This window comes from Nonomuraea longicatena, assembly GCF_039525605.1.
Lineage (GTDB): Bacteria > Actinomycetota > Actinomycetes > Streptosporangiales > Streptosporangiaceae > Nonomuraea > Nonomuraea longicatena.
Map to the genome: position 1 here is coordinate 360544 of NZ_BAAAHQ010000004.1, position 16430 is coordinate 376973.

Genomic DNA, 16430 nt, shown 5'->3' on the forward strand with positions numbered 1-16430 from the left:
CCTCGTATCGCCTAGCGCCAGATGGATTTCCTGGCGAGGATCGAAATGCCCTTTTCGGGCGTGAAATTTCCCCCTATGTGGCCGCTGTTCGCGGCCGCATCACCACGTTCACGAGCAAGGGAGTTGTGCGATGAGTCGACCCCCTCGCCCTCTCGACCTGGAACGTTCCTCCGACGGGGTTCCGCCCGTGGTGGTCCAGGTTCGCGGAGAGGCGGCGCTGTTCTCCCGGCCGGAGTTGAAGGCCGAGCGTGTCACATACCCGGTCATGACGCCCACCGCAGCGCGAGGCGTACTGGAAGCGATCTTCTGGAAGCCGCAGATGCTCTATCGCGTGCTGGCCATCGAAGTGCTCAACCCCGTCCGGCAGTTCACCGTCCGCCGGAACGAGACGCATCATGTCGTCTCTCTCGACGGTGCGCTGAAAGGGGAACGCGTGGACAGCTCCGCACGCCGGGACCAGCGGAACGCGGTGTGCCTGCGCGAGGTCGCCTACCGGATCCACGCGCACATCGAGGTCAAGCCGGGAGCCAAGCACAACGCCGCCGCGTACCGCGACCAGTTTCGGCGGCGGGTCACCAGAGGAGCGTGCTTCCACCAGCCGTTTCTGGGAACCAAGGAGTTCAGCGCCGACTTCGGTGATCCCGACGACAGCCCGCCCATCGCTCTCAGCGAGGACCTGGGCCTGATGATCCACACCATCCACCATGGGCCGCCCGTCGTCATGGAATGGTTCACCGCCCGCCTTGAAGGGGGTGTCCTGCATGTACCCAGGCACGGACTTCCCGCCCCGGTCGAACTGGTCGGCAGGTGATGAGCCTGCTGAGACGCCTGGTCGAACAGGCGCAGGATCCCGGGCGGATCATCCCGCCCTACTATCAGGACAAACCCGTCAAGTTCGTTCTGGAGCTCAACTCCGACGGCAGCCCCGCTTCGCCGTACCTGACCTCGCTCGTCAACCCGGCTGACCCACGCACCAAGAGCGGCGTCGTCCACACGGTCCCCTCGATCGTCAAGACGGTGAACATCGCGCCGACGCTCGCCGTCGACACAGGTGAGTACCTCTTCGGCTGGGTGGACGCGGCGACCAAGAACCCCGCACGGGTCGAGCGGATGCACCGGGAATGCCGGGAACTGGTCGATCAGTGGGTGGCCGCCGACCCCGACGGCCCCGGGCTGCCGCTGCGACGATTCCTCACCGGCGGTCACGTACGGGAGATCCGCCGGGACCCGGACTGGTCCCGTGACTCGCGGATCGCCGTTCGGGTGGACGGGACCTTTCTGCACGACACGCAGTCCGCGCGAGAGTTCTGGCAGGTGGTCGCCAGCAGGCAGAAGTCTTCTGGACGTAGCGGACTGTGCCTGGTGTGCGGGCTGACCGGGCCGCTCCTGCAGTCCATCCCGCAGCAACTGCCCGCCCGCCTGGTACCCAAAGCCACTCAGCAGGCGTCGCTGGTCAGCATCAACAGGAAAGCTCACGGGTTCGACCTTCAGAAGCAACTGGTCCACACCCCGATCTGCGCCTCGTGCGCCCTTCGGGCCATGGACACCCTTGAGCGGCTGCTGAACGACCAGTGGTCGGGCACCGTCGTAGGTCAGGACACCCGCCTGATCTGGTGGACGACAGGTGCCACGGAGTTCGACCTCTACTCCCTCTTCGATCCGCCCACCCCACGTCTGGCCGCCCACCTGCTGTTGAGCGCCGCCGCCGGGCGGGCGCCGACAGTAGGCGACGAGGTGGGTGAGGAGTCCTTCTGCGCGGTCGCGATCGGCGGGAACGTCTCTCGCGTCGTCGTACGCCAGTGGATCGAACAACCGCTTCCGCGTATCAAGGCGAACCTCGAAGCATGGGCGACCGACTTGGCCATGTTCGACGGTTGGTCCGGCGAAGTTCGTCAACCTGGCCTGCGACGCCTGGTCGCAGCCACAGGACGGTGGATCGTCGGCAAGAACGGGGCCAAAGGCGGATACGCCAAGGTCGGCGCGCCGGGCGCCGACCGTCCGCCGGACCTGTACGGGGGCCTGCTGCGCAGCGCCCTGCTCGCCGCGCCGCTGCCGCCGAAGCTGCTGGCCCATCTGATCCGCCGCATCGGCGCCGACGGCCGGGTGGATCTCGAACGCGCCGCGCTGCTGCGACTGGCGCTCCGCCGACGGCTGCCCGACCCCGAACGGGAGCTCTACATGCCGAACCTGAACCCCGACAACAACCAGCCCGCGTACCTGTCAGGCCGGATCTTCGCCGTCCTGGAGGACATCCAGCTCTCGGCCGCGCGTGCCGACGGCGACGCGCCGCCAAACACGACCTTCGCCGACAAGTACTGGAGCCGGGCCACCACGAGCCCCGCCGCCGCGCTGATGGCGGGCAGCGACAGCTCCCGCGCCTGGCTCAGGCGGATGCGTCGCAAGCAGCCCGGCTGGGCGCAAGGGGCGTCCCGACGCCTCGACGAGTTGTACGGCCGGCTGGCGCAGGCGGGCGGCCCGCCGCACGGCACCAACCTCGCGGAGAAGACGGCGTTCGTCCTCGGCTACCACCAGCAGTGCGACGAGCAGTTCGCGGCGAGGAAGGCCGCGGCCGCGAAGAAGAGAACCGACGACAACCCCTCGGAGCAAGGAGAGTCCGCGTGAGCGCTCATCTCGATCCAGCCCTCCGCCACGACGTGGTGATGCTGTTCGACGTCACCGACGGCAACCCGAACGGGGATCCCGACGCGGGCAATCGGCCACGTACCGACGACGAGAGCGGCCAGGGCCTCGTCACCGACGTGTCGCTCAAGCGGAAGATCCGCGACGTCATCCCCGAGATCAAACCCGGTGATGCCCGCTACGGCATCTTCGTCGAAGCCGGATTCGCGCTGAACACCCGCATCGAAGAAGCCGGCACCGCCTTGGCGGGCGGCTCCGTGGCGGACAAACAGCGCTGGCTGTGCGAGCGATACTTCGACATCCGGATGTTCGGCGCAGTCCTGAGCACCGGGCAGAAGGAGGAGGGGAAGAAGACCGCCGGAGCAGGTCAGATCCGCGGCCCATGGCAGTTCACGTTCGGACGGAGCATCCACGCGATCCAGCCCGTCGATCACACCATCACCCGGGTCACCCAGACCCGGCAGACGGACATAGACAAAGGGGAGAGCACCGAACTCGGGTCGAAGTGGACCGTCCCCTACGGCCTGTACCGCGCACATGCCTTCTACTCGGCCAGCCGTGGCCTCAAGACCGGGGTCACGAGCGAAGACCTGGCCACCCTGTGGACGGCGATGACGATGATGTTCGACCACGACCGTTCGGCCACGCGCGGCGAAATGACCCTATGCGGGCTCTTCGTCTTCACTCATGACAATGCCTTCGGCAGAGCACCCGCAGTCAGCCTCACACAGCGGCTCCGGCTGTCGCTCGCCGATCCGGACAAGCCCGCCCGGCAGCGGGGCGACTATCTCCGCCATCTCGACCTCGCCGACCTGCCGGCGGGGATCTCCCCCTGGCGCGGTGTCGACCTGTGGGTCTGACCGACCCGGCCAGCATCCCCCTGTCCGCCCTGGAGCATGTCGCGTACTGCCGACGCCAAGCCGCCCTCATCCACGTAGAGGCGACCTGGGCCGACAACGCCGACACCGCACGCGGTGACCTCGTGCACAGGGCAGTCGACCTGCCCGGTGCCCGCCGCCGACGCGGCATGGTCAGCGTCCGCTCACTGCCGGTCGCGAGCACACGGTACGGCTTGCACGGCGTCTGCGACCTGGTGGAGATCGTGGACGGCACCGCAGTTCCCGTCGAGTACAAGGTCGGCCGGTACCGGCCCGGCGGACCAGCCGACCTCCAGGTCGGTGGGCAGGCTCTATGCCTGGTCGAAGCCGGATTCACCGTCCCGGCCGGCTACATCTACTCGGCGGCCGAACGGCGTAGGCACGAGGTCACCATCGACCCAGCCCTGACGGACGCCGTCCTCCAGGCCGCCGAACGGATGCGCCGCCTACTGGCCGCCGATCGGCTGCCTCCGGCACACAACGATCGCCGTTGCCGCCGCTGCTCGATACGTGAGGACTGCCTTCCCGAAGTAACCGGCGGTGAGCGGCGGCCAACTGATCTCTTCGCTCCTCGTCCACTGGGAACGTGGCATGACTGAACTGCTCAACACGCTCTACGTGCAGACGCCCGGTACCAGCCTTCACCTGGAGGGAGACACCGTCCGCATCGTCCAGGCCGGCCAGCCCGGACGCAGGATCCTGCCGCTGGTGCGGATCGACCACGTGGTGGTCTTCGGCGGTGTGACCGTCACCGACGACCTTCTTCTCAGATGCGCGGACGACCGACGAAGCGTCAGCTGGCTCACCTCGAACGGTCGGTTCCGAGCCCGCCTGAACGGACCGACGGCAGGCAATCCGCTTCTACGAAGAGCGCAACATCGAGCGCATGAGGCAGCTACTCACCGCCTCGACATCGCCCGGTGTATGGTCGCCGGAAAGATCCACAACAGCCGTCAGGTGCTGCTCCGGGCCGCACGAGACGCCGCCGGAACCCGGCAACGCAGGCTCCGCGACGCCGCCACCCGACTGAGCCGGTCACTCGAAGGCGCGGGACTGGCTCCCGACCTTGAAAGGCTGCTGGGCGTCGAAGGCAACGCCGCACGCGACTACTTCGCAGTGGTCCCCAGCATGTGCCCAGCGGCGCCCGACCCGTTCGAACGTGTTCGCCGCCCGCCCACTGATCCGCTCAACTGCCTTCTTTCCTTTCTGTACGGCATGCTCCGTGTGGCCGTACACGGAGCCTTGGAACAAGTCGGGCTCGATCCGTACATCGGTTTCATCCACGGCGTCCGGCCTGGTAAGCCCGCTTTGGCGCTGGACCTGATGGAGGAGTTCCGCCCCTTGCTCGCCGATCGCCTGGCGCTCACACTGTTGAACCGCGGCGAGATCACGGACACCGACTTCGAACCTCTCCCTGGATCGGCGCTCAGGCTGACAGACGCCGGCCGCCGATCTGTCCTCACTGCCTGGCAACAGAGCAGGCTCCGCGTCTGGCCACACGCACTCCTGGGCCGTGAGGTTCCAGGGGCGGTGTTGCCGCTCGTGCAGTCTCGTCTCCTTGCTCGTCATCTCCGTGGCGACCTGGAGGCGTATGCGCCCTGGACGGTGAACTGACGTGGACCTGCTCATTACCTACGATGTCGAAACGACGACCCCGGAAGGGCAGGCCCGCCTCAGGCGCGTCGCGAAGATCTGCGAAGGGTACGGTCACCGCGTCCAGAAATCCGTCTTCGAAGTGGTATGTCGCGAAGTGGACAAGATTCGCCTGGTAGCGGCACTCCACGCAGCCATTGATGCCAAGCGCGACAGTGTCCGGATCTACCATCTCGGCCGCCATGCCTTGGACGACGTGGAACATCTCGGCCGTCCCCGGGAGACAGATCCGCGAGGGCCGTTGGTGATCTAGCCAACGCGCCCGTTACCTCGATCTCGCACACCCCTGATAAGTGATCTAGGAACCCCAAGTGAGCACGCGACACGCCATCTGCTCCTACGTCCAAGTGGGCAATAAAGGGACATCTGGCTCCTTTGATTAGGGTGCCGTAGACGACGGCATGACAACTTCCCTGTTCGAAGACACCAGCACCGACCCTCCAAGGTCGGCGAGGATCGCAACTTGGTCTTGCGGACGATGTCGCGACGGCGGTCTTCGGCCAGCACCGACCCTCCAAGGTCGGCGAGGATCGCAACTCGGGCGGCTACGCCGGGCTCGACGCCGGGCTCTCCCAGCACCGACCCTCCAAGGTCGGCGAGGATCGCAACGCGTAGACCCGCTCCAGGCGGGACATCAGCAGTTCGCAGCCAGCACCGACCCTCCAAGGTCGGCGAGGATCGCAACTCCGGTCTGGCACAGGTCACCGCTCGATGAGGGCCTGGCCCAGCACCGACCCTCCAAGGTCGGCGAGGATCGCAACCTGTCCTGCGGCCAGGAGGCGTTCTTCGAGGGGCACGTCCAGCACCGACCCTCCAAGGTCGGCGAGGATCGCAACGCCCGGATCCGACCGGCTCTGCATGCCGCGATGGCCCAGCACCGACCCTCCAAGGTCGGCGAGGATCGCAACGCCTACAACCGGTACCGCGTCCCGGCCATGGTCACCCCCAGCACCGACCCTCCAAGGTCGGCGAGGATCGCAACACCTGGTCGTAGACCCTCCCCGGTTGCGCGGAGCATCTGCCAGCACCGACCCTCCAAGGTCGGCGAGGATCGCAACGACGCGCTACCAGCGTGGAGACCCTGACAGGTCTGGCCAGCACCGACCCTCCAAGGTCGGCGAGGATCGCAACACCCTCTCTCAGCTCGCTATGCAGGACCTCCACCTCCGCCCAGCACCGACCCTCCAAGGTCGGCGAGGATCGCAACCGGCCCTTCACCGGTCACGAGCCCGACCCGATGGACCTGCCCCAGCACCGACCCTCCAAGGTCGGCGAGGATCGCAACGATCGCACCCGATGGGATGCTGGCTGGCATGAGCCCATCACCCAGCACCGACCCTCCAAGGTCGGCGAGGATCGCAACTTCGGGGTGGTGCTCGGCTTCGGCGACGGGGTGATGGTCCCAGCACCGACCCTCCAAGGTCGGCGAGGATCGCAACCCGTTGAAGGTGCCGGACCCGCGCCGGTACGCGACCCCAGCACCGACCCTCCAAGGTCGGCGAGGATCGCAACTCCGTCACGTACGAGGGCCGGACGATCGAGACCTGCAACCAGCACCGACCCTCCAAGGTCGGCGAGGATCGCAACCAGGCGGTCTACGGCGGAGGCGCCGTCGAGAAGGTCCAGCACCGACCCTCCAAGGTCGGCGAGGATCGCAACTGCTGGATGGTCTCGGACCAGGCTCCGCCGATCACCCAGCACCGACCCTCCAAGGTCGGCGAGGATCGCAACTGCTTGCGTGACGACGAGTTCGCTACCGCTGGCCGGCCAGCACCGACCCTCCAAGGTCGGCGAGGATCGCAACTCGCGTCCCACTAGCTGCACTACCGCATGGCTAACCGTCCAGCACCGACCTTCCAAGGTCGGCGAGGATCGCAACAGGAGATGGGGGCGATGGGCCCGCTGATCCCGCTCCCAGCACCGACCCTCCAAGGTCGGCGAGGATCGCAACAGCAGGAGCACGACGGCGACGACCAGGAGCAGCCCGGCCAGCACCGACCCTCCAAGGTCGGCGAGGATCGCAACATGTGGATCGTCGGCAACGACGAGGCGGCGGTCGCCTCCAGCACCGACCCTCCAAGGTCGGCGAGGATCGCAACAAGGAAGAGGAGCGGCTGACCCAGATCAAGCACACCCGCCAGCACCGGCCTTCAAAGGTCGGTGAGGATCGCAACTATCGGTTGGCCGGTGACCACGGCCACAGCGAAGCGCCAGCACCGACCCTCCAAGGTCGGTGAGGATCGCAACCATCTCCTCATGGTGCCGCCGCACGGCCTGTCGAAGCCAGCACCGACCCTCCAAGGTCGGTGAGGATCGCAACAGCAGGCCCAGCCCGACAGCGGCCGCCGCAGGCCACGGCACCAGCGCCGACCCTCCAAGGTCGGTGAGGATCGCAACAAGGCGAAGGAGTACCAGCACTGCGTACCCCAGGACCAGCACCGGCCTTCCAAGGTCGGTGAGGATCGCAACACGTGGCGGTCGTCAAAACGGGCGACCGACTCGGGCCCAGCGCCGACCCTCCAAGGTCGGTGAAGATCGCAACGCCGAGTTCAAACTGCACTACCACCGCGATCCGGAGCCCGTCCAGCACCGGCCTTCCAAGGTCGGTGAGGATCGCAACACTCCGTGCGCGGTGTCGTCGGGTGGGGGGATGCGGCCCCAGCACCGGCCTTCCAAGGTCGGTGAGGATCGCAACGAGGACATGCGCCGCGCCGCTCACCGCTTGCTCGGCGCCAGCTGTCATCCAGGCTGGCCAGCGCAGCACCTCCCGCGTGCAGGGCCAGGTGGGGGTGGGCGGCCAGCAGCGGGTAGAGCTGGAGTCGGGCCAGGTGCGGCCATCGGCGGGCGGCCTCGATCAGGGTGATCAGCCCATGGCCGACCCACACCGGCACCTCGTGGCCAGCTCCCGGCCGAGCGCCGGCGACCTCCGATGCGGCGAGCAGCCGGGAGAACGCGGCCCTGGCCCAGGGGTCGACCGGAAACCCACAGTCATGCCCGGGGTGGACAGGGCGATGAAGTCCTCCCCCAGCCGGTCGGGATACAACGGCTCCAGCACGCTAACCGTGCTCTGGTACGCCGATGCCAGCCGCTGAGGTCCGTGCGGCAGGACTGCGGGCGGGTAACACAACGCGTGCTCTTTGAGCAGCTGCCCGAATGCTCGCGCGAGGCGACGGCGGCCCGCTCAATGGCCGCCGTGCCCACGTCGTAGTCGAGCCAGCCGGTCACGGTGGCCGTGTAGACGATCTGCGCCATCGCATCCGGCGAGGTCGCCACCGGGTTGTCCCGCCGTGCGTGCATCGCCTCCCAGTGATCGCGCTCGCGCGCCAGCAAGAACGCCGACACCTCCACCGGATCGGCGGGCGGCGCCTGGCCGCAGGCACGGGCCAGCACCGCAGCCATATGCACCGCCAGCACCAGTTGGTAGGCCTCGTGCCGCTCCACCGCCGGTGGTGGGAGCACCGCGTCGGGGCTTGGCACCTGCCGCAGCTCGGCGAACCGGTCTCGAGCCGCATCGAACAGGCCACCGCGAGTGATACCTTCCTCCTGCTCCAACGGCCCCAGCTCCCGGCTGCTGGGCACCAGCTGCAGATCGCGGCGCATACGGCCCGCCAGGCTCTGCCACCACGTGCCCGCTGGACGGGCCAGCAGCAGCACCCGCACCGGCAGCCGCCCAGGCAGACGCGAGTCGCGCAACAGGGTCAGCAGATCGGCGGTGTCCCACCGTTCGGCGTAGTCCACCACCAACACCCGGGCCGCCCCGTCGAAGGCGGGCACCCTCGAGGTCATCCGGTGTGGAGCGCTCACGCTTGTGGTGGGCCGCCAGCACCACCAACCCCTCCCGCTGCCACTGGGACGCCACCTCGCTGACCAACCGGGTCTTACCCTGCCAGCCCAGCCCGTGGAGCAAATGCGCCGCCAGCCCCGGCCAGCTGCCCCCATCCCGCCACTCCTCCAGCTCGGCCATGACAGCCCGGCGACCGATGAAACCGACCGGGCCGGTCCCGGCGCGCACCGCCCCCACCGTCACGGTGACGTGCCACGTAATGGGCTTGCGCCGACGTGGGCAGGACAGGCGGGCGCGGGGTCTCTGCAGCGGAGCACCTGTCCCGGACACGGCGCACCCCCGACGGCCGGGTCGTCTCCGAGAAGATGCGTGACGGAGACGTCCTGCTCCGCGACGTCGCCATGCTGCAGTGCCAGGGCGAAGTCATGCGGCGAGTCGGGGAGATCGCCGATCGAATCGGTAGGCCCTGCCAGATCCTGCATCTGCTCGACGGCGACGCGGCGGCATTCGCCGAGGCGTACCAGGCAGAGGCAGGCTTCGATCGGGGCTGGTCACCGCTCTGACGGCATCTGACCGTCTTGGAATCCAAGGCTGCCGGACTGTTCGCCTCCTGCCGACCCGATCCTCGGCGCACCCGAACCGCAACCCTGACGGCTCACTCGTTAAGGCGTCGGCGTCGCCCCCTTGCGCCAGGTGGGCCACCACGACCGACACCTCCGCAGCATCAGCCTGAACACCAGGCGCATACAGCGGCGAACTCCTGCTGGCCGTAGACCAGACACCAGGCCAGCCACTGACCAGGGACGATTGTTCCCGAAGACCGTGTACAGGAAGGCAGACCTCTACAGGGTCGAGATCACGGGCCAGCGAGGAGCTGTCGAGCCGCGGCTCGCAGACTGGGCCGCTCGCGGGCGGCGTCCAGCAGGCGGGCGGCGTCCACCAATAGACGGTCGGCGCGGGCTGATGAAGCGAGGCCCCGGCGGGGCGCCACGTCACGAGTCAGGACCGTCTCCGCCTCAGCCCAGTCACGGACGTGGGCGAGCGCCCAGAGCAGACTCGCATGGGAGACGGACGCTCCACGGTCGTACCCGGCGGCGACCTCGGCCTCGGCAGCGACGGCGAACAGCTCGACGGCCCGCCCCCATTGACCAGCGTCAACACAGATCATGGCGTGGTGCCAGGAGATCTCTCCCTCAGTGAGCCACCAGGCCCACGCAGGATCTCCGGCACGCGGGCCGTCAAGATAGCAGGCGCGGGTCTGGCCAATCAGGCTCCGTGCCCGGCTGTACTCGCCCATCTGCGCGGCGGCCCGAGCAGCGCGCATGTGAAACATGGTGCGGACGCTGCCCTGCACGCTGCTCTCGCTAAGAGCAGCGTCACAAATCTGCGAGGCCTCGGCTGGCTGCTGCAGGTGAAGATCCTGCATGGCAAGCTGGCCGAGCACGAAGTACTCCATCTGCCGGTCGCCTGCGGCCCTCGCGGTGAGCAAGGCTTCCAGGCTCATCCGTCGCGCCAAGTCCTGCCGGTCGCCGTCGAAAGCAACCCATCCGGCGATCTGCTGTGCCTCGGCCGCCGCCGCGAGCACGTCCCGGTCTGCTGACGCGTGCGCGGCCCGATGGGCGTGTGCGGCGACCCGCACCACCGTGTCCACCATGTCACCGGCGCCAACCCGGATGTCGAGGGCTACGATGCGGGCGCTGGTGTCGCGGATCTCGTCAGCTGTCTGGCGGGCGCCGCCTACACCCACCCTAGATTTGTCCGATTGCTCCATGTATTCCATGATCGGGGATGGGCTGGCGAATAGCTCGCGCGGGTCCAGACCGAACGCGCGACTGTACAGCACGCGGTATGCCTCGATCGGGTAGTTCTCACCGCTCTCCCATCTGCGGATCTGGCGGCGCAGGCTGGCCGGATGTGAGGTCGGCACGCGCCCGGCTGCCGCGCGTATCAGCTCGTGCGCCATCCGGGTGAGGCTCCACATCCGGTCTGGCCTCAACCGCTCCCTGCGCAACCTAGCCGCCCATTCGGGCACCTCGTTCATGCTCGGCTCCCAGCTCAGGACGGGGACAACCCTGCGCGTCCCAGCTTGCCCCCTGGCGGTTCACGCGGGCCGGAGTTTGGGTTAGCTCATGCCTTCCTTCCAGAGTGAGCCCTCTGACTGCGGTGTGCCAGCCATGGGTGAAGCGTCGTGAGGCCCGTAGTCGGTCTGGGCACCGGCCGGTGTGATCCGGCCTCGGCGGCGGTGATGGCCGCCGAGGCCAGCGCGAGGCTGGTCGACACCGACCCCGTCCACAACGAGGGCCGTGCCCACAGGGCCCTCGCGCCGGTCCTGGCCGCCCACTCGGGGTTGCGGGTCGCGACCAAGATCGGGCACATGACCCCTGAGCAGGCTCTGCGGGCCCGGCGCGCGGGTGTGCTCAGCGCCGTCGACGCGGCGAGGTGTCACAGCATCGAGCCCGCGTACGTCGACTACCAGCTCTCGGTCAATGGCTGCGAGTTGCGCCGTGACTGCTTGGATCTGGTCTACCTGCACAACCCCGAGCGGGCCGCCGACGACAACGGCCCATTGGCCGAGCACCTGGCGTTGGCCTTCGAGGTCCTGGAGTGCGCGGCCCGGCGTGGCCAGATCGGCGGATACGGCGTGGCCACCTGGGACGGCTTCTCTTCGGACGGCCTCTGCGCTGGGGCTTTCAGCGTGACCGAGGTGGTGTGGGCGGCGGAATGGGCTGCCGAGGGCGGGACCTCACACCTGGTGGCGATCCAGATGCCGCTCAACCTGGCCCGCCTCGCCGCCGTGGACGGGCGTGGCCCGGTCGCCGAGGCCGCCGCCGCCGGGCTGCAGGTGTGGGCATCGGCGCCGCACGGCGACGAGCTTGTCTCGCCTGGGTTGGTGGAGATGATCCGGCCGGGACTGTCCCCTGCTGGCGCCGCGCTGCTGGTGACCTGCTCGACGCCGGGGCTGACCGGCGTTCTGGTCTCCACCGGTGATCCGGCGCACTGGGCGGAAGCGGAGGCCGTGGCCGCGATGCCGCCGCTGAGTCTCGCCCAGCTCCGGGAGATCTGCGATGTCCTCACCCCTGGTCCCGACGCACGACGACGGCGGGCGGTGGGCGTCCAATGACCGCTCTCATCGTGAGCAGGACAGTGATGTACCTGCTTCTGTCGCCCTTGCTCTTCCTCCTTGCCGTAGTGCTGTGGGCCTTCATCGAGGACTGGCGGGACGGCTGGCGACCTTGGGATCCGGACACATGGGACTGACCAGCCGTACCGAAGAACCCGCCATGAACGCTGCCCGTGCGCACCGGTCTCCCACACCCGAGCTTCAGCCCGTCTGCGACCACGACGCGACTCCGCGTGTGTCGGTCGTGGTGCCCGCACGCGGCAACGGCCGCTGCGTCCGGGCTCTGCTGTACGCGCTCGTCGAACAGAGCTACCCGCTGAGACTGATCGACGTCGTCATCGTGGACAACGACCCGGTGTGGGCCCGCGGTCCCGCCGCCCGTGCGGTGCACAGCCAGCGGTGGCCGTTCCGGGTACGGATCAGCGTGGAGTCGCGGGCGGGGGCCAGCCGGGCGCGTAATCGCGGCGTCCGTGCCGCCACCGGCGACTATGTGGCGTTCCTCGACCCGGACGTCGTCCCGGACCCGGGTTGGCTGGCGGCCCTGGTGGCCGCCGCCGTCGAGGAGGGGGCCTCGATCGTGGGCGGCCGTACTCTCACCCACTATCCCGAGGGGCAGGCGCTGCCCCTCACCGACGGCTTGCGCGAGTGTCACGGGCCGGTGAACTGGCCGGACAGGCGCCGCGCCTACGGCTGGCCGTACTGGATCACCACTGCCAGCCTGCTCGTCCGGCGCGAGGTGTTCGCGCAGGTCGGCGGGTTCCGTCTCGACCTGGGACGGCGCGGGCGGTGGCTGCTGGGCTGCGAAGACCTGGAGTTCGTCGACCGCGCCGTCCGGCACGGCCTGAAGGTGGTGATCGAACCGGCCGCGCTGACCGGGCACCCGGCCTACCGGCGGGAGACCCGGCTGGGCTGGTTCCTGGCGCAAGGAGTCGGCCACGGGGTGAGTGTGGCGCGGATGCGCCTCAGCGTGGCCGTCCCTGCCCAGGCGATTCGGGCAGGGAGTCGCGATGTCGAGGTCGCACTGGGCCGCTTGCTGGCCGCCTATCTGTTCCTCGACAGTGCCAGTGCCGTGTATGGCCTGCGTGAACTGGCACGGATCGCCGCCTACCACCTCGAACGTGCCCGGCTGCTGCTCATCGGCCGCCGCCTGATCCGAGCGGCCTCGTCCCCTATCCCGTCTGCGTCCCAGGAAGGCACTCCATGATCACCACCATCGCCACCGGATACCCGGCGTTCGACGGGATGCCGGTCGAGCTCGTCGAGCGCAAGGGCTCCGGGCACCCCCGACACCCTCGCGGACGGGGTCGCCGAAGCCCTTTCACGCGCCTACAGCCGCTACTGCCTGGACACCTTCGGCGCGATCTTGCACCACAACACCGACAAGACCGCGCTGCTCGGCGGGCACGCGGAGGTCTCGTTCGGCTCCGGGCGGATCGTCGAGCCCATCCACATCCTGGTCAACGGCCGCCTGACCCGCTCGCTCGGCGGGCAGGAGGTGCCGGTCGACGAGCGGGAACTGCGGGTGGAGGTTCCTGAGACGTGTCAGACACTGACCGCCGGAGCGGCTCGTGCACTCCTGCGGATTCTCCTGAAATGCCACGAAGAGCTGACAAAACGTCAGCAGGAAGAGAGGACAACTGAATGATCCCCTTCGCCTTCTGGGGCCGGGTTTCCACGGAGGACAACCAGGACCCCGCCTCGTCGAGAAACTGGCAGTTGTCACGGTCACGAGCGCTGATCGAGACCCGTGGTGGCGTGATCGTCGCCGAGTTCTTCGACATCGACAAGTCGCGTTCGATCCCGCCACAACGGAGGCCACAGGCCGCGACCCTGCTCGGCGAGCTGCGCAACCTCAACCGGGGATTCGACGCCGTTGTGGTCGGAGAGCCGCAGCGGGCCTTCTACGGAAACCAGTTCGGCAACACCTTCGAGCTCTTCAACCATTACGGAGTGCCTCTGTGGGTGCCCGAGGTCGGCGGACCCATCGATCCCACCAACGAAGCCCACGAGCTGATCATGCTGATGTTCGGCGGAATCAGCAAAGGCGAGCGTAACCGGATCAAGATCCGCGTCCGCACCACCATGGAAGCGCAGGCGAAGATCGAAGGTCGCTTTCTGGGCGGACGCCCGCCGTACGGGTATCGATTGGCGGATGCGGGACCTCACCCCAACCCGAGTAAGGCAGCCGACGGCAAGCGGCTCCGCCGTCTGGAGCCCGACCCGGTGACGGCTCCCAACGTGGCGCGGATCTTCGCGGAGTTCGTTCAGGGCCAGGGTCTCTATCTGATCGCCGAAGGGTTGACCAAGGAGGGTGTCCCGTGCCCGTCCGCTTACGACAGGGCGCGTAATCGGCATCGCTCGGGTCTCGCGTGGTCCAAGTCGGCTGTCCGGGCGATCCTGCTGAACCCCCGCTACACGGGTCGGCAGGTCTGGAACCGGCAGCACAAGCAGGAAGAACTCCTTGACGTCAACGACGTCACCCAAGGGCATGTGACCAAGCTGAAGTGGAACTCCGACGAGCAGTGGGTCTGGTCGGAGGCCGTCGTCCACGAGCCTCTCGTCGATCCGGAGACGTTCGCGAGGACGCAGGCGATGCTGTCGGCCAAGGGGCGGCCGGCAACTCAGCGTAAGCCTCGGAGAACCCCACATCCATATGTCCTGCGCCATCTTCTGCGCTGCGGTGTGTGTCAGCGGCGTATGGAAGGCACCTGGAACAACGGCCGTGCTCATTACCGGTGCAAGTTTCCCGTCGAGTACGCCTTGGCCAACAAGATCGAGCATCCCCGGACCGTCTACGTTCGCGAGGACCACGTCCTCGCTGAGCTGGATCCCTGGCTCGGCCGGATCTTCGCCCCTGCCGCGCTCGAACAGACTGTCCACGCTCTCTTGGCGGCGCAGAACAACGAGCTGGACGTTTCTGCCATCGAGGCAGCCCGCAAGGCGATCAAGGACTGCGATCAGCGGATGGCACGCTACAGGGTGACCTTGGACGCGGGCGGTGACCCGCAGGAGGTCGGCAAGTGGATGGCTGAGACCCGAACCGAGCGCGTGCAGGCGAAGGGGCGCCTGCGGGCGCTCGACAGAAAGCGTGAGATCACGGAGAAGGAGATCAACGAGATGATTCCGACGATGGCCGCGTTCCCCGAGATCCTCAGAGATGCCGATCCTGCTGACAGGAACGATCTCTACAAACAGATGGGCCTCCACCTCGTCTACGACCCCTTGGAGAGGGTTGTCGCAGTCGAAGCGAGGCCCAGCATGTACCAGAGTGCGTGTCCGAGGGGGGACTTGAACCCCCATGCCCTTAACGGGCACTAGCACCTCAAGCTAGCGCGTCTGCCTATTCCGCCACCCGGACTTGGTGCCTGCACGCGAGACCGTCATCCCGCGTCGGCTCCGTAAGGTTAGCAAACTCTTCGGGGTGCGTCATACCAGGTTTCCGTGAGCCGCCCCCGTGGGGTCGGGGCCGGCTCTGGGGCCGCCGAAGTGCACGGACGAGTCATGGGTCGTTTCGGGGCATTCCGTGGAACGGCGCACCCGGTTTGCGGAGGTTCATGGTGATGACGGTTGACCGGCTCCTGGATCTCTTCTGAAAAGCCCCTTGCGACGACGATAGGTGGTGCTACGGTTACGGACCGTTGAGGGGTGAGTCCACGAACCGGTCTCCTCCAGCGAGGTCGGTTCTGGCATTTGGGAGGTCACGTGGCACGCACTGCGGCGCAGCGACTGAGGGCGATGTCCCTCGGCGCGCGGCGCGTTGCCGTGCCCGTGATCGACCCCGAGAAGAGCGCGATCGCCGATCGGGCGAACCGGATGGCGCGGTTCGCGGCCGGTGCCCGGCAGGTCGTCGCACGAGCAACTGCGGTAGGCGTCCTGTTGGCCGCCGGTTGGCTGCTCGCCGTTCTCTTCGGAATGCTCACCTCCGCCCCTGCGGCGGCGGACACCTCTCACGTCGCAGCCGGGCCCATCACGGGCGATTTCCCCACGGCAGGCGACACCGCGGCGGCGTCGGACAACGCCGAAGCGATGGCAGGCCTCAAGGTCGACGGGCTTACGAGCCAGTCGACCCCCGGCATGCCCGCACCTTCATCTGCCTCCAAAAACCTGGGTGCCAATGGTCTGGCGCCCAACTTCGGAGGTGCTGGCCCCTTCGGGCCTGGCATGGGGGACGTCGAGAGGTCGGCGTACGATCCTCGGCTGACGGCACAGCGCGCCCCGCTGGCGTGCGTGCTGCCCCCCGTCGTCCGCACAGCGGCGGACGACCCTTCTTTCTCACCCGACTGACGAACGCGTCGAGAGTCCGGCCGCAGTAGCGCCGGCGGCGGAGCGTGGGCTGAATCCCCTCCGTGAGCGA

At 67.9% G+C, this 16430-nt stretch carries 13 protein-coding genes, 1 tRNA gene, 1 pseudogene and 1 CRISPR repeat array; of the genes and pseudogenes, 12 read left to right on the forward strand and 3 right to left on the reverse strand.

Translation table 11 applies throughout. The annotated features are described in order from the left end of the window. Window positions 1-130: 130 nt before the first annotated feature. The 6 genes from cas5c to cas2 are packed head-to-tail and all read left to right on the forward strand — an operon-like array spanning window position 131 to window position 5424. Window positions 131-811, forward strand: coding sequence for a type I-C CRISPR-associated protein Cas5c (cas5c, locus tag ABD120_RS06970; RefSeq protein ID WP_343948869.1), 681 nt, complete (start codon window positions 131-133; stop codon window positions 809-811). Then, window positions 811-2622 carry a type I-C CRISPR-associated protein Cas8c/Csd1 gene (gene cas8c, locus ABD120_RS06975; protein WP_343948870.1) on the forward strand — a complete coding sequence of 604 codons (1812 nt, stop codon included), beginning with the start codon at window positions 811-813 and terminating at the stop codon, window positions 2620-2622. Before cas5c ends, cas8c begins: the two co-directional genes overlap by 1 nt. Beyond that, a complete protein-coding gene (gene cas7c / locus ABD120_RS06980; protein WP_343948871.1) occupies window positions 2619-3500 on the forward strand; it encodes a type I-C CRISPR-associated protein Cas7/Csd2 in 882 nt (293 codons plus the stop codon). The genes cas8c and cas7c overlap by 4 nt, the downstream gene beginning before the upstream one ends. Beyond that, a complete protein-coding gene (gene cas4, locus ABD120_RS06985; RefSeq protein ID WP_343948872.1) occupies window positions 3491-4117 on the forward strand; it encodes a CRISPR-associated protein Cas4 in 627 nt (208 codons plus the stop codon). Before cas7c ends, cas4 begins: the two co-directional genes overlap by 10 nt. Further along, window positions 4110-5132 carry a type I-C CRISPR-associated endonuclease Cas1c gene (gene cas1c, locus ABD120_RS06990; RefSeq protein WP_343948873.1) on the forward strand — a complete coding sequence of 341 codons (1023 nt, stop codon included), beginning with the start codon at window positions 4110-4112 and terminating at the stop codon, window positions 5130-5132. The genes cas4 and cas1c overlap by 8 nt, the downstream gene beginning before the upstream one ends. A gap of 1 nt (window position 5133) precedes the next feature. Continuing rightward, window positions 5134-5424 (forward strand): CRISPR-associated endonuclease Cas2, encoded by a 291-nt coding sequence (gene cas2 / locus ABD120_RS06995; RefSeq protein ID WP_343948874.1) that lies wholly within the window; start codon window positions 5134-5136, stop codon window positions 5422-5424. A 173-nt stretch (window positions 5425-5597) separates the two neighbouring features. Next, a CRISPR array of direct repeats spans window positions 5598-7866; the repeat unit is 37 nt; unit sequence CCAGCACCGACCCTCCAAGGTCGGCGAGGATCGCAAC. A 293-nt stretch (window positions 7867-8159) separates the two neighbouring features. Here the strand turns inward: cas2 and ABD120_RS07000 are convergent. After that, window positions 8160-8945: a hypothetical protein gene (locus ABD120_RS07000; protein WP_343948875.1), complete on the reverse strand. Its 786-nt coding sequence runs from the start codon at window positions 8943-8945 to the stop codon at window positions 8160-8162. Between the two features lie 375 nt (window positions 8946-9320). Between ABD120_RS07000 and ABD120_RS07005 the strand changes: the two genes are divergently transcribed. Beyond that, the gene (locus ABD120_RS07005; RefSeq protein WP_343948876.1) at window positions 9321-9518 is read left to right on the forward strand and encodes a hypothetical protein; all 198 of its coding nucleotides are present in this window, start codon (window positions 9321-9323) and stop codon (window positions 9516-9518) included. A gap of 293 nt (window positions 9519-9811) precedes the next feature. Here the strand turns inward: ABD120_RS07005 and ABD120_RS07010 are convergent, their stop codons facing one another. Further along, a complete protein-coding gene (locus tag ABD120_RS07010) occupies window positions 9812-10996 on the reverse strand; it encodes an NsdA family TPR-like regulatory protein (protein WP_343948878.1) in 1185 nt (394 codons plus the stop codon). Window positions 10997-11143: 147 nt separating this feature from the next. Here ABD120_RS07010 and ABD120_RS07015 point away from each other — a divergent pair, with 147 nt between their 5' ends. From ABD120_RS07015 to ABD120_RS39725, 4 genes and pseudogenes are all read left to right on the forward strand, one after another. Beyond that, the gene (locus ABD120_RS07015) at window positions 11144-12076 is read left to right on the forward strand and encodes an aldo/keto reductase (protein ID WP_343948879.1); all 933 of its coding nucleotides are present in this window, start codon (window positions 11144-11146) and stop codon (window positions 12074-12076) included. Between the two features lie 160 nt (window positions 12077-12236). Continuing rightward, a complete protein-coding gene (locus tag ABD120_RS07020) occupies window positions 12237-13280 on the forward strand; it encodes a glycosyltransferase family 2 protein (RefSeq protein WP_343948880.1) in 1044 nt (347 codons plus the stop codon). An 81-nt stretch (window positions 13281-13361) separates the two neighbouring features. After that, window positions 13362-13721, forward strand: a pseudogene (locus tag ABD120_RS07025) (methionine adenosyltransferase); the annotation flags it as partial. Beyond that, complete coding sequence (locus tag ABD120_RS39725) at window positions 13718-15394, forward strand: recombinase family protein (RefSeq protein WP_425563941.1); 1677 nt, start codon at window positions 13718-13720, stop codon at window positions 15392-15394. The pseudogene ABD120_RS07025 and the gene ABD120_RS39725, both read left to right, overlap by 4 nt. On the opposite strand, the gene ABD120_RS07035 is transcribed toward ABD120_RS39725, so the two are convergent. Then, window positions 15350-15434: transfer RNA gene (locus ABD120_RS07035), tRNA-Leu, on the reverse strand. The two genes, ABD120_RS39725 and ABD120_RS07035, sit on opposite strands and share 45 nt — an antisense overlap. Before the next feature lie 344 nt (window positions 15435-15778). Between ABD120_RS07035 and ABD120_RS07040 the strand changes: the two genes are divergently transcribed. After that, the gene (locus ABD120_RS07040) at window positions 15779-16360 is read left to right on the forward strand and encodes a hypothetical protein (protein ID WP_343948882.1); all 582 of its coding nucleotides are present in this window, start codon (window positions 15779-15781) and stop codon (window positions 16358-16360) included. Window positions 16361-16430 lie beyond the last annotated feature (70 nt).

What these genes read in the sequence shown, in the direction of transcription:
- cas5c (WP_343948869.1), top strand. Translation starts at nt 131, where the DNA reads ATGAGTCGACCCCCTCGCCCTCTCGACCTGGAACGTTCCTCCGACGGG.
- ABD120_RS07020 (WP_343948880.1), top strand. Translation starts at nt 12,237, where the DNA reads ATGAACGCTGCCCGTGCGCACCGGTCTCCCACACCCGAGCTTCAGCCC.
- ABD120_RS39725 (WP_425563941.1), top strand. Translation starts at nt 13,718, where the DNA reads ATGATCCCCTTCGCCTTCTGGGGCCGGGTTTCCACGGAGGACAACCAG.
- ABD120_RS07010 (WP_343948878.1), bottom strand. Translation starts at nt 10,996, where the DNA reads ATGAACGAGGTGCCCGAATGGGCGGCTAGGTTGCGCAGGGAGCGGTTG.
- cas8c (WP_343948870.1), top strand. Translation starts at nt 811, where the DNA reads ATGAGCCTGCTGAGACGCCTGGTCGAACAGGCGCAGGATCCCGGGCGG.
- cas1c (WP_343948873.1), top strand. Translation starts at nt 4,110, where the DNA reads ATGACTGAACTGCTCAACACGCTCTACGTGCAGACGCCCGGTACCAGC.
- ABD120_RS07005 (WP_343948876.1), top strand. Translation starts at nt 9,321, where the DNA reads ATGCGTGACGGAGACGTCCTGCTCCGCGACGTCGCCATGCTGCAGTGC.